This is a genomic window from Pseudomonas sp. GW821-FHT09D08 (assembly GCF_059416305.1).
Genome location: NZ_JBWKOX010000002.1, coordinates 449,991 through 463,235, shown reverse-complemented (window position 1 = coordinate 463,235; position 13,245 = coordinate 449,991). Strand labels below are relative to the sequence as shown.

The window sequence follows — 13,245 nt, the reverse complement described above, 5'->3', positions numbered from 1 at the left end:
GGGCAAGCCCCCTCCCACAGGAGGTCCGAATCAGGCATGAAGTCTCGCCCGGACCATTCATCGCAATCAGCCTTCGAGCTTGCTTTTCAGCAGTTCGTTCACCTGTTGCGGGTTGGCCTTGCCTTTGGAGGCTTTCATCGCCTGGCCGACAAAGAAACCAAACATCTTGCCGCGCTTGGCTTCGTCTGCCGCACGGTACTGTTCGACCTGCTCGGCGTTGGCCGCCAGCATTTCATCCAGCACGGCCGAGATGGCGCCGCTGTCGGTGACTTGCTTGAGACCGCGTTTCTCGATGATCTCGTCGGCGCTGCCTTCACCGCTGGCCATGGCTTCGAACACGGTCTTGGCGATTTTGCCGGAGATGGTGTTGTCCTTGATGCGCAGCAGCATGCCGCCCAATTGCTCGGCCGACACCGGCGCTTCGTCGATCTCCAGGCCCTGTTTGTTCAACAGGCTGCCCAGCTCGACCATCACCCAGTTGGCCGCCAGCTTGGCGTCACCGGCAATGCTCACGACCTTTTCGAAGTAGTCGGCTTGCTCACGGCTCGAAGCCAGCACGCTGGCATCGTAGACCGACAGGCCGAACTGCGCCTGGAAGCGCTCGCGTTTTTGCGGCGGCAATTCCGGCAGGGTAGCGCGGATCTCATTGAGGAACGAGTCCTCAAGCACCACCGGCAACAGGTCCGGATCGGGGAAGTAACGGTAGTCGTTGGCTTCCTCTTTGCTGCGCATGGCGCGGGTTTCGTCTTTGTTCGGGTCGTACAGGCGCGTTTGCTGGATCACCTTGCCGCCGTCCTCGATCAATTCGATCTGGCGCCGCACTTCGGTGTTGATCGCCTTCTCGATAAAGCGGAACGAGTTGACGTTCTTGATCTCGCAGCGAGTGCCGTACTCGGCCTGGCCTTTTGGCCGCACCGACACGTTGCAGTCGCAACGCAGCGAGCCTTCGGCCATGTTGCCGTCACAGATGCCCAGGTAACGCACCAGCGCGTGGATGGTCTTGACGTAGGCCACGGCTTCCTTGGCGCTGCGCATGTCCGGCTCGGACACGATCTCCAGCAGCGGCGTGCCGGCACGGTTCAGGTCGATACCGGTGGCACCGTTGAACTCTTCGTGCAGGCTCTTGCCGGCGTCTTCTTCCAGGTGCGCACGGGTGACGCCGACACGCTTGATGGTGCCGTCTTCCAGCGGGATGTCCAGATAGCCCTTGCCGACGATCGGCAATTCCATCTGGCTGATCTGGTAACCCTTGGGCAGGTCCGGGTAGAAGTAGTTCTTGCGCGCGAACACGTTGTGCTGGCCGATCTCGGCGTCAATCGCCAGGCCGAACATCACCGCCATGCGCACGGCTTCCTGGTTCAGCACCGGCAGTACGCCGGGCATGCCCAGGTCTACCAGGCTGGCCTGGGTGTTGGGCTCGGAGCCGAACGTGGTGGCGCTACCGGAGAAAATCTTCGATTGGGTGGCGAGCTGGGTATGAATCTCCAGCCCGATCACAACTTCCCATTGCATAGTGTTCTCCTCAGAAGCCGGTAGGGGTGCGAGTGTGCCAGTCGGTGTTCAACTGGTACTGGTGCGCCACATTGAGCAGGCGGCCTTCCTGGAAATACGGGGCGAGCAATTGCACGCCCACCGGCAGGCCGTCGACGAAACCGGCAGGCATGGACAAGCCCGGCAGGCCCGCGAGGTTGGCGGTGATGGTGTAGAGGTCTTCCAGGTACTCGGCAATCGGGTCACCGGTCTTGGCGCCGATCTTCCAGGCCGGGTTCGGCGTGGTTGGGCCGAGGATCACGTCGACTTCTTCAAAGGCAGCCATGAAGTCGTTCTTGATCAGGCGACGGATCTTTTGCGCCTTGAGGTAGTACGCGTCGTAATAGCCGGCGGACAGGGCGTAGGCACCGACCATGATCCGGCGTTGCACTTCGGCACCGAAGCCTTCGCCACGGGAGCGTTTGTACAGGTCGGTCAGGTCCTTCGGGTTCTCGCAGCGGTAGCCGAAGCGCACGCCGTCGAAACGCGACAGGTTGGAGGAGGCTTCTGCCGGCGCGATCACGTAGTAGGCAGGAATCGCATGCTGGTTGTTCGGCAGGCTGATTTCCTTGATCACCGCGCCGAGCTTTTCCAGCTCCTTGACGCTGTTGTGCACCAATTCTGCAATGCGCGGGTCGAGACCGGCGCTGAAGTATTCCTTCGGCACGCCGATGCGCAGGCCCTTGAGCGAAGCATTGAGGCTGGCGCTGTAGTCCGGCACCGGTTCATCGATGCTGGTGGAGTCCTGGGTGTCGAAGCCTGCCATGCCTTGTAACAAAATCGCGCAGTCTTCGGCCGTGCGGGCCAGTGGGCCGCCCTGATCGAGGCTGGAGGCGTAGGCGATCATGCCCCAGCGGGAAACACGACCGTAGGTCGGCTTCAGGCCGGTGAGGTTGGTGAAGGCCGCCGGCTGGCGGATCGAGCCGCCGGTGTCGGTGGCCGTGGCGGCTGGCAGGAAGCGCGCGGCAACGGCCGCAGCCGAACCACCGGACGAACCACCGGGCACGTGTTCCAGGTTCCACGGGTTTTTCACCGCGCCGTAGTAGCTCGATTCGTTGGCCGACCCCATGGCGAATTCGTCCATGTTGGTCTTGCCCAGGGTCACGGCCCCGGCAGCGGCCAGCTTGGCGACCACGGTGGCGTCGTAGGGCGCCTTGAAGTTGTCGAGCATCTTCGAGCCGCAGCTGGTGCGAATGCCCTGGGTGCAGAACAGGTCCTTGTGGGCGATCGGTGCGCCCAGCAGGGCACCGTTTTCACCGTTGGCGCGGCGTGCATCCGCGGCCTTGGCCTGGCTCAAGGCCAGCTCTTCGGTGAGGCTGATGAAGCTGTTGACCTTGGGGTCCAGCTCGGCGATGCGCGCCAGCAGGGTCTTGGTCAGCTCTTCGGAAGAAAACGTTTTGTCGGCGAGACCGCGGGCGATCTCGGCCAGAGTCATGTGATGCATGAAAGGCTCTTTCCCTTTAGTCGATGACTTTCGGAACCAGGTACAGGCCGTTTTCGACCGCTGGCGCGATGGACTGGTAGGCCTCGCGATTATTGCGCTCGGTCACGACGTCTGCGCGCAGGCGCTGGCTGGCTTCCAGCGGGTGAGCCAGGGGCTCGATGCCGTCGGTATTCACCGCCTGCATTTGGTCAACCAGCCCGAGAATGCTGTTCAGGGCTGCGGTGGTCTGTGGAAGATCGGCTTCATTCAGGCCAAGCGAGGCCAGATGAGCGATTTTTTCCACGTCGGAGCGTTCAAGCGCCATGGGAATCTCCAGTGGAAAACAGAACGGAGGCTGTCCGTGTGTTAGATTGTCGGAACACTACCGCATTTCTACGGTCTTACGGCCGCGATTGTGGGGGTTGGTGCACAGAAAGTCGGCCAATTTAGCACATTGGCGCCTTGCCCAAAATCCCTGTCGTTGTTAGAGTTTGCCGCACTTTTTTACCCACGCGTTGCCTAGGGTCCTTTCCCCATGTTCAAGAAACTGCGTGGCATGTTTTCCAGCGATCTTTCCATTGACCTGGGCACTGCCAACACCCTTATTTACGTGCGCGAGCGCGGTATCGTTCTGAATGAGCCATCGGTTGTGGCCATTCGGACCCATGGTAATCAGAAAAGTGTCGTTGCCGTCGGCACCGAGGCCAAGCGCATGCTCGGCCGAACACCAGGCAATATTGCTGCCATTCGTCCGATGAAAGACGGCGTGATCGCCGACTTCAGCGTCTGCGAAAAGATGCTGCAGTACTTCATCAACAAGGTTCACGAAAACAGCTTCCTGCAGCCCAGCCCTCGTGTGCTGATCTGCGTTCCGTGCAAATCCACCCAGGTGGAGCGTCGTGCCATCCGTGAGTCGGCCCTTGGCGCCGGTGCCCGCGAAGTGTTCCTGATCGAAGAGCCGATGGCTGCTGCGATCGGTGCCGGCCTGCCGGTTGAAGAAGCGCGCGGTTCGATGGTGGTGGATATCGGTGGTGGTACCACTGAAATCGCCCTGATTTCCCTGAACGGTGTGGTGTATGCCGAATCCGTACGTGTAGGCGGCGACCGTTTCGACGAAGCGATCATCACTTATGTACGTCGCAACTACGGCAGCCTGATCGGCGAGTCCACCGCCGAGCGCATCAAGCAGGAAATCGGTACCGCTTACCCGGGCGGCGAAGTTCGCGAAGTCGATGTTCGCGGTCGCAACCTGGCCGAAGGCGTTCCACGTGCCTTCACCCTGAACTCCAATGAAGTGCTGGAAGCTCTGCAAGAGTCCCTGGCCACCATCGTTCAGGCTGTGAAGAGCGCCCTGGAGCAATCGCCGCCGGAGCTGGCTTCCGACATCGCCGAGCGAGGCCTGGTGCTGACCGGTGGTGGCGCCCTGTTGCGCGACCTCGACAAGCTGCTGGCCCAGGAAACCGGCCTGCCGGTGATCGTCGCCGAAGATCCGCTGACCTGCGTTGCCCGTGGCGGTGGTCGTGCACTGGAAATGATGGATAAACACACCATGGACCTGCTCTCCAGCGAATAAGACCGTTGGTTGCACCATGTTTCGCCCGCAGGCAGCACTTTGCAGTGCTGCCTGTTGGCGTTTATCTTCTTCAATCTGCATCCAGGCCGGTTAGATGCCGTATGAATAAAGAGAACATTTGCCTGGGAGGAGCGGCCTATTAAACCGCTTTTCGCCAAAGGCCCCTCATTGGGCGTGCGCTTATTGGTGCTGGTCGTGCTTTCGGTCGCATTGATGGTGGTCGATGCCCGCTTTGCGCTGCTCAAGCCGGTGCGTAGCCAAATGTCGCTGGTGTTGATGCAGACCTACTGGATCACCGACCTGCCGCAACGTCTCTACCAGGGCGTGGCCAGCCAATTTGGCAGCCGCACCGAACTGGTTGCCGAGAACGAAAAACTCAAGACCGAAAACCTGCTGTTGCAGGGGCGCATGCAAAAGCTGGCAGCCCTCACCGAGCAGAACGTTCGGCTGCGCGAGTTGCTTAACTCTTCTGCGTTGGTCAACGAAAAGGTCGAAGTGGCCGAGTTGATCGGCATGGACCCCAACCCCTTTACCCATCGCATCATCATCAACAAGGGTGAGCGCGACGGCGTGGTGCTTGGTCAGCCGGTACTCGATGCCCGTGGCCTGATGGGCCAGGTAGTCGAGTTGATGCCCTACACCTCGCGGGTCCTGCTGCTGACGGACACCACCCACAGCATTCCGGTGCAGGTCAACCGTAACGGCTTGCGCGCGATTGCCAGCGGTACCGGTAACCCCGAGCGCCTGGAGTTGCGTCACGTCGCGGATACGGCCGACATCAAGGAAGGCGATCTGCTGGTCAGCTCCGGCCTGGGCCAGCGGTTCCCGGCAGGCTATCCGGTGGCAACGGTCAAGGAAGTGATCCACGATTCCGGCCAGCCCTTCGCCATTGTGCGTGCCGTGCCCACTGCAGCCCTGAACCGCAGCCGCTACCTGTTGCTGGTGTTCAGCGACAATCGGACTCCGGAAGAGCGCGCCAACGACGCCGCCCAGGCCCAGGAAGCGGAAGACAAGAAGAACGGCACTGCGCCGATCATTCCCGCGACCGTGCCCAAGCCCGCGTCGGCTGCCCCCGTTGTACCGGCGGCAACGCCCGCCGTTGCTGCGCCTGTGGCCACGCCGGTCAAGCCTGCGGCCCATAGCGCGCGCGCGGTGAAACCGACTGCAGCGAAACCGCCTGCCACTACGCCTGCCACTACGACGCCCGCTGCGAAGCCTCCAGCCGCAGCCCCGGCCACCACACGGCAGAGGGAGGAATAATGGCCGGTACTCATTCGAGCAATGGCTGGATCGTCTGGCTGACATTCGCCATCGGCTTGCTGCTCAGCGTTTCGCCGCTGCCGCAGTTCATGGAGATCCTGCGTCCGCTGTGGCTGGCATTGCTGCTGGCATTCTGGTCGCTGAACCTGCCGCATAAAGTGGGCATGGTCACGGCCATGTTCCTGGGCTTGGCGGAAGATGTGCTGTATGGCACTTTGCTGGGCCAGAACGCGTTGATCCTGACCCTGATTACCTTCCTGGTGCTGTCGTTGCAGCAGCGCCTGCGCATGTTCCCGATGTGGCAGCAATGCCTGGTGATCCTGGTGATCTTCGGCCTGGCGCAGTTGGTACAGTTGTGGCTCAGTGCCTTGACCGGCAACCGCCAGCCAACCCTGGCGCTGGTGTTGCCGGCCCTGGTCAGTGCGCTGCTGTGGCCGTGGATCAGCTTCGGCCTGCGTGGGTTACGTCGTCGCTATAAAATCAATTGAATGGATTGCGAGGCTCTGCCTGGTTATCGAACCCCACAGGGAGAGTCTGCAATGAATTCGCTATATCTGGCCTCGGGTTCCCCGAGGCGGCGTGAACTGCTGACCCAGATCGGTGTGCCTTTCACCGTGGTCAGCGCCGCCATTGATGAAACCCCTCTTACAAACGAAACCCCTGTTTCCTACGTCGAGCGTCTCGCTCGCGGTAAGGCCGCAGCGGGTTTTGCTGCGCTCGGGCAAACCTCGGCCGCCTGCGTCCTGGGCGCCGATACCGCAGTGATCGTGGACGGCAAGATCCTCGGCAAGCCCGTAGACCAAGCCGATGCGTTGGCGATGTTGATGGCACTGGAGGGGCGTGAACATGAAGTTCTGACTGCGATTGCCCTGACTGACGGCCAGCGCTGTGAAACCCAATGTGTAAGCAGTCGTGTACTTTTCCGTGGGATTTCTGTCGAGGAGGCTACAAGCTACTGGCACAGCGGCGAACCCCAGGACAAGGCGGGCGGCTATGCTATCCAAGGGCTTGGCTCGGTGTTTGTGGCCGGGCTCAATGGCAGCTATTCCGCCGTGGTAGGCCTGCCGGTGTGCGAAACCGCGCAACTGCTTGCCCAATTCGGCATACCCTGTTGGCAAAACCTTACCGCGCGCTGAGCACGTGACTCCAGCGCCCAGCCTTAAGCGACCGGTCACTATTGTGAAAACGCCTGAACGAGACCCAGCCATGAGTGAAGAGATTCTGATCAATATCACGCCGATGGAATCGCGCGTGGCGGTGGTAGAGAACGGTGTTCTGCAAGAAGTGCATGTCGAGCGCACCCAGAAACGCGGGATCGTCGGCAATATCTACAAGGGCAAGGTGGTGCGGGTGTTGCCGGGGATGCAGGCGGCATTTGTCGATATCGGCCTGGACCGGGCGGCATTTATCCACGCCTCGGAGATCTCCCTGCGCGAAGGGCCTGCGGTGGAAAGCATCAGCGCCTTGGTGCACGAAGGGCAGAGCCTGGTGGTGCAAGTCACCAAGGACCCCATCGGCTCCAAGGGCGCGCGGCTGACGACTCAGCTGTCGATTCCGTCGCGCTACCTGGTTTACATGCCGCGCACCGCCCATGTCGGCATTTCCCTGAAGATTGAAGACGAAGCCGAGCGCGAGCGCCTGAAAAAGGTGGTCAGCGACTGCGTGGCCGCCGAAGGTATCAAGGAGGCGGGCGGTTTTATCCTGCGCACCGCCGCCGAGGGCGCCGGTGCTGACGAAATCCTCATGGACATTCGCTACCTGCGGCGCCTGTGGGACCAGATCGGCGCACAGATCAAGACCATCGGCGCGCCGAGTGTGATCTACGAAGACCTGGGCCTGGCCCTGCGTACCTTGCGCGACCTGGTCAGCCCCAAGATCGAGAAAATTCGCATCGACTCGCGGGAAACCTTCCAGCGCACCACGCAATTTGTTGCCGAGCTGATGCCGGAAATTGCCGATCGCCTGGAGCATTATCCTGGCGAACGGCCGATCTTCGACCTGTATGGCGTCGAGGACGAAATCCAGAAAGCCCTGGAGCGCAAGGTCCCGCTCAAGTCCGGTGGCTACCTGGTGGTGGACCCGGCGGAGGCCATGACCACCATCGACGTCAACACCGGCGCGTTCGTAGGCCATCGCAACCTTGAAGAGACCATCTTCAAGACCAATCTCGAAGCGGCCACGGCGATTGCTCGTCAACTGCGCCTGCGTAACCTGGGCGGCATCATCATCATCGACTTCATCGACATGGAAGATGAAGAGCACCAGCGCCAGGTGCTGCGCACACTCGAAAAGCAGTTGGAGCGCGATCACGCCAAGACCAATATCATCGGCATCACCGAGCTGGGCCTGGTGCAGATGACCCGCAAGCGCACCCGCGAGAGCCTGGAGCAGGTGCTGTGCGAGCCCTGCAGCAGTTGCCAGGGCCGCGGTAAGTTGAAAACTCCGGAAACGGTTTGCTACGAGATTTTCCGGGAAATCCTCCGAGAGGCACGGGCCTACCAGGCCGAAGGTTATAGAGTGCTCGCCAACCAGAAAGTGGTCGACCGCCTGCTGGATGAAGAATCCGGTAACGTGGCTGAATTGGAGGGGTTTATCGGGCGTACGATTCGCTTCCAGGTCGAAACCATGTATTCCCAGGAACAATATGACGTGGTGCTGCTCTGATCCCCATTCGCTTTCTTTTTACGCGACTCGCAGACCTTGATCTGCAGTCCGACTACTGCCTTGAGGGTCGCCTGACATGGAGCGTCTGACACGCTTTTTTGCCGCTTTGACCCGTTGGGGCCTTGGGCTGTGCGCCTTGCTGCTGGTGTTGGCGGCGGTGTACGTGAGCCTGGGGCGTGAATTGACCCCGTTGGTGGCCGAATACCGCGCGGAAATCGAAGCCAAGGCCCAGGCTGCGGTGGACATGCCTGTGCACATCGGCAGCCTTGAAGGCCGCTGGAGCGGTTTTGCGCCCGTGTTGCTGGCCCACGACGTAATGGTCGGCGAGGGCAGCAGTGCCTTGCGCCTGGATCAGGTCGAAGTGGTGCCGGACATGTGGGCCAGCCTGATGGCGCGCGAAGTGCGTATTGCGCACCTGGAAGTCAGTGGCCTGCAACTGAGCGCCAAGGAAGACAAGGACGGCCATTGGGCGCTGCAAGGCTTGCCGATGCAGGACGACCAGCCGCTGGACCCGGAGCAATTGCTCAAGCGCATGCAGATGGTCAAGCGCGTATCGCTGCTCGACAGCCAGGTCACCCTGCAACCGTTCGACCAGGCGCCGCTGACCCTCACGTATGTGGGCTTGAGCCTGCACACGGGCGTCACCCGCCAGCGCCTGGACGCCCGCCTTACCTTGCCCGACGGCCAGCCCCTGGCCCTGAGCCTGCGCAGCCGCATTCGCGCGAGCCAGTGGAAGGACGCTGAAGTCGAGGCCTACCTGAGCCTGCCGCAGAGCGACTGGGCCAAGTGGATCCCCGCCAGGCTGACCCAGCAGTGGAAACTCACGCAGTTCAAGGCCGGCGGTGAGTTCTGGCTGAACTGGGGTAAAGGCACGGTGCAAAGTGCGGTCGTGCGCCTCAACTCGCCGCAGGTGAAGGGCAGCTACGCCGAACGCAAGCCGGTCCACATCGAAAACCTTGCACTCACGGCCTATCTGCAACGCAGTGATACCGGCTTGAAGGTGTTGTTCGATTCCCTGGCGATGAACCTGGGCGAGACCCGATGGGAATCGCGCCTGCAATTGCAGCAGACCCTGGCGACCGACACGGCCCTGGAAGCCTGGAAGCTGCAGGCTGACCGCCTTGACCTGACCCCCATCACACCGTTGCTCAACGCCCTGGCGCCGCTGCCGGAAGGCGTCGCCAAGACCGTCGAGCACCTGAAGGCCACCGGCCTGCTGCGCAATGTACTGGTGGATTTCCGTCCTCAAGACACCACCGATCAAAAGGTCAGCTTTGCCGCCAACCTGGAACGGGTCGGGTTTGACGCCTACTTCGGTGCGCCGGCCGCACGCAACGTTTCCGGCAGCATCAGCGGCGACCTGGGCCAAGGCGAGTTGCGCATGGACAGCAAGGATTTTTCCCTGCACCTCGATCCGATCTTCGCCAAGCCCTGGCAGTACCTTCAGGCCAATGCACGCCTGACGTGGAAGCTGGATAAACAAGGCTTCACCCTGATCGCCCCGTATATCAAGGTGCTGGGGGAAGAAGGCAAGATCGCTGCCGATTTCCTGATTCGCCTGCATTTCGACCACAGCCAGGAAGACTATATGGACCTGCGGGTCGGTATGGTCGATGGCGATGGACGCTTTACCCCTAAATACCTGCCGGCCGTACTGAGCCCCGCGTTGGATGAGTGGCTGCGCACGGCAATTCTCAAGGGCGCGGTGGACCAGGGGTTCTTCCAGTACCAGGGCTCGCTGAACCACGACGCATTGCCGGCTGCGCGCAATATCAGCCTGTTCTTCAAGGTGCATGACGCCGAACTGGCGTTCCAGCCGGGTTGGCCCCATGTGAACAAGGTCAATGGCGAAGTGTTTGTCGAAGAGACGGGCGTACGCATCCTGGCCAGCAAGGGGCAATTGCTCGACACCAAGGTCAAGGACGTCTACGTCAATATTCCCCACGCGCCGTCCGGCAAGGAAAGCCATCTGCTGCTTACCGGTGGTTTTACCGGTGGCTTGGGTGATGGGCTGAAGATTCTCCAGGAAGCGCCAATTGGTACGGCCTCCACCTTCGCCGGCTGGAAAGGTGAAGGAGACCTGCAAGGCTCGCTGGATCTGGACGTTCCGCTGGTCAAGGGCATCGAGCCCAGGATCGTGGTGGATTTCCAGACTGACAAGGCACGCCTGCAATTGGCGGAACCGCCCCTGGACCTGACGCAGCTCAAGGGCAATTTCCGTTTCGACAGCACCAAGGGCTTGAGCGGCGAAAAGATTACCGCCCAGGCATTTGACCGGCCGATCACCGCGCAGATCTTTGCCGATGGCAAGCCGGGCAATATCAGCACCCGTGTCGCCGCCAAGGGGCAGGTGACGGTCAAGCGTCTGACGGATTGGTTGAAAGTCAGTCAGCCGTTGCCGGTGTCCGGCGACATTTCGTATCAGTTGCAGCTCAATCTGGACGGTGCCGACAGCCAACTGATGGTCAGCTCCAACCTCAAGGGCGTTGCGGTGGACTTGCCGGCGCCGTTCGGCATGCCGGCCAGCCAGGGACGTGACAGCGTATTCCGCATGACCTTGCAGGGGGCTGAGCGCCGCTACTGGTTTGATTACGGTGAGTTGGCCAACTTCACCTTTGCCGCGCCGCCGGACAAACTCAATGACGGCCGTGGCGAGTTGTTCCTCGGCGATGGCGATGCCGTGCTGCCAGGCGCCAAGGGTTTGCGCATCCGTGGCGTACTCTCGGAGCTGGATATCGACCCGTGGAAAAAACTGGTGAACCAGTATGCTGGCAATGACCCAGGTGGCAGTGCCAAGCAGCTGCTGAGCGGTGCCGAATTCAAGATTGGCAAGCTCACCGGCCTGGGTACCCAGTTCGATCAGGTTAACCTGCTGTTGGATCGAAAGCCCGCTGCCTGGGGCTTACAGTTCGACAGCCAGCAGGCCAAGGGGGCGGTGAACCTGCCGGATGCCAAGGGCGCGCCGATTGCGGTCAACCTGCAATACGTGAAGCTGCCGGCGGTGGACCCGACGGTACAGGCTGATGAAAATGCACCGGACCCGTTGGCCAGTATTGATCCCAAGGATATTCCGGCGCTGGATATCGCCATTGACCAGCTGTTCCAGGGGCCGGACCTGATTGGCGCCTGGTCACTCAAGATCCGGCCAACGGCCAAAGGCCTGGCTTTCAATACGCTGGACCTGGGCCTCAAGGGCATGCAACTCAAGGGCGCCGGCGGATGGGAAGGTGTCCCGGGTGACAGCAGCAGTTGGTACAAGGGGCGCCTGGATGGCAAGAACATCGCCGACGTACTCAAAGGCTGGGGCTATGCGCCCACGGTCACCAGTGAGGATTTCCACCTGGATGTAGATGGGCGGTGGCCGGGTTCGCCGGCCTGGGTCGGGCCTAAACGGTTCTCCGGCAGCCTGGATGCGACGTTCCGTAAAGGCCAGTTTGTCGAGGTGGAAGGTGGTGCCCAGGCGCTGCGGGTATTCGGCCTGCTCAACTTCAACTCCATCGGGCGCCGCCTGCGCCTGGACTTCTCCGACCTGCTGGGCAAAGGCTTGAGTTATGACCGGGTCAAGGGCCAATTGGTCGCCAGCAATGGCGTGTTCGTGACGCGCGAGCCGATCACCATGACCGGCCCGTCGAGCAACCTGGAGCTCAACGGCACCCTGGACCTGGTGGCTGACCGTGTCGATGCGAAATTGCTGGTGACGTTGCCGGTGACCAACAACCTGCCGATTGCCGCGCTGATCGTGGGCGCGCCGGCGATTGGTGGCGCACTGTTCCTGATCGACAAGCTGATCGGCGACCGTGTTTCGCGTTTCGCCAGCGTGCAATACAAGGTGGAAGGCCCATGGAAGGATCCAAAAATCACCTTCGACAAGCCCTTTGAAAAACCAAACTGAGAGCCTGTGGAGTAGCATGGCCCCATGCCTTTTACGGAGTATCGGCCCATGTCCTTTGCAGTAATCCAAATGGTCAGTCAGAGCGATGTGCTGGCCAACCTGGTCCAGGCCCGACGCTTGTTGGAACAAGCGGCGGCCGGCGGTGCCAAGCTGGCGGTGCTGCCGGAAAACTTTGCCGCCATGGGCCGCCGCGACGTGGCGGATATCGGCCGCGCCGAGGCGCTGGGTGAAGGTCCGATCCTGCCATGGTTGAAACAGACCGCCCGCGACCTCACCTTATGGATAGTGGCTGGCACACTGCCGTTGCCGCCCAAGGATCAACCGCACGCCAAATCCAATGCCTGCTCGCTGCTGATCGATGATCGCGGCGAAGTCGTCGCCCGTTACGACAAGCTGCATTTGTTTGATGTGGACGTGGCGGACGCCCGGGGTCGCTATCGGGAGTCCGATGACTATGCTTTCGGGAGTAACGTGGTGGTGGCGGATACGCCGGTCGGCCGTTTGGGCCTGACGGTGTGTTACGACTTGCGCTTCCCCGAGCTGTACAGCGAGCTGCGCGCGGCGGGTGCTGAATTGATTACCGCGCCCTCGGCCTTTACCGCCGTGACCGGTGCCGCCCACTGGGATGTGCTGATTCGTGCACGGGCCATCGAAACCCAGTGTTACCTGCTGGCCGCCGCCCAGGGCGGTGTGCATCCAGGGCCACGGGAAACCTATGGTCACGCGGCGATCGTCGACCCATGGGGCCGGGTGCTGGCACAACAGGATCAAGGCGAAGCGGTGTTGCTGGCCGAACGCGATAGCAGTGAACAGGCGTCGATACGGGCGCGCATGCCGGTGGTCAACCATCGGCGCTTTTTCTCGCAGGGCGCCCAGCGGCCTGCTTCAGAACGATGAATTTAA

At 61.4% G+C, this 13,245-nt stretch carries 10 protein-coding genes; 7 read left to right on the top strand and 3 right to left on the bottom strand.

What is annotated here, in order from left to right:
* Positions 1–66 precede the first annotated feature (66 nt).
* The 3 genes from gatB to gatC are packed head-to-tail and all read right to left on the bottom strand — an operon-like array spanning position 67 to position 3,278.
* The gene (gatB, locus tag AC07OP_RS05120) at positions 67–1,512 is read right to left on the bottom strand and encodes an Asp-tRNA(Asn)/Glu-tRNA(Gln) amidotransferase subunit GatB (protein ID WP_108573889.1); all 1,446 of its coding nucleotides are present in this window, start codon (positions 1,510–1,512) and stop codon (positions 67–69) included.
* Positions 1,513–1,522: 10 nt separating this feature from the next.
* Positions 1,523–2,974 (bottom strand): Asp-tRNA(Asn)/Glu-tRNA(Gln) amidotransferase subunit GatA, encoded by a 1,452-nt coding sequence (gene gatA / locus AC07OP_RS05115; RefSeq protein ID WP_495101130.1) that lies wholly within the window; start codon positions 2,972–2,974, stop codon positions 1,523–1,525.
* 16 nt (positions 2,975–2,990) lie between these two features.
* Complete coding sequence (gatC, locus tag AC07OP_RS05110; protein ID WP_003171764.1) at positions 2,991–3,278, bottom strand: Asp-tRNA(Asn)/Glu-tRNA(Gln) amidotransferase subunit GatC; 288 nt, start codon at positions 3,276–3,278, stop codon at positions 2,991–2,993.
* 210 nt (positions 3,279–3,488) lie between these two features.
* On the opposite strand from gatC, the gene mreB reads away from it, so the two are divergent.
* The 7 genes from mreB to AC07OP_RS05075 all read left to right on the top strand — a co-directional run bounded on the left by mreB (position 3,489) and on the right by AC07OP_RS05075 (position 13,239).
* Positions 3,489–4,526: a rod shape-determining protein MreB gene (gene mreB, locus AC07OP_RS05105; protein ID WP_002555108.1), complete on the top strand. Its 1,038-nt coding sequence runs from the start codon at positions 3,489–3,491 to the stop codon at positions 4,524–4,526.
* 138 nt (positions 4,527–4,664) lie between these two features.
* Positions 4,665–5,786: a rod shape-determining protein MreC gene (gene mreC, locus AC07OP_RS05100; protein ID WP_495101180.1), complete on the top strand. Its 1,122-nt coding sequence runs from the start codon at positions 4,665–4,667 to the stop codon at positions 5,784–5,786.
* A complete protein-coding gene (gene mreD, locus AC07OP_RS05095; protein ID WP_027604826.1) occupies positions 5,786–6,274 on the top strand; it encodes a rod shape-determining protein MreD in 489 nt (162 codons plus the stop codon). Before mreC ends, mreD begins: the two co-directional genes overlap by 1 nt.
* A 51-nt stretch (positions 6,275–6,325) precedes the next feature.
* The gene (locus AC07OP_RS05090) at positions 6,326–6,922 is read left to right on the top strand and encodes a Maf family protein (protein WP_495101131.1); all 597 of its coding nucleotides are present in this window, start codon (positions 6,326–6,328) and stop codon (positions 6,920–6,922) included.
* Positions 6,923–6,992: 70 nt separating this feature from the next.
* Positions 6,993–8,450 carry a ribonuclease G gene (rng, locus tag AC07OP_RS05085; RefSeq protein ID WP_010213134.1) on the top strand — a complete coding sequence of 486 codons (1,458 nt, stop codon included), beginning with the start codon at positions 6,993–6,995 and terminating at the stop codon, positions 8,448–8,450.
* Positions 8,451–8,526: 76 nt separating this feature from the next.
* A complete protein-coding gene (locus AC07OP_RS05080) occupies positions 8,527–12,342 on the top strand; it encodes a YhdP family protein (RefSeq protein ID WP_495101132.1) in 3,816 nt (1,271 codons plus the stop codon).
* A gap of 48 nt (positions 12,343–12,390) precedes the next feature.
* Positions 12,391–13,239: a carbon-nitrogen hydrolase family protein gene (locus tag AC07OP_RS05075; protein ID WP_495101133.1), complete on the top strand. Its 849-nt coding sequence runs from the start codon at positions 12,391–12,393 to the stop codon at positions 13,237–13,239.
* Positions 13,240–13,245 lie beyond the last annotated feature (6 nt).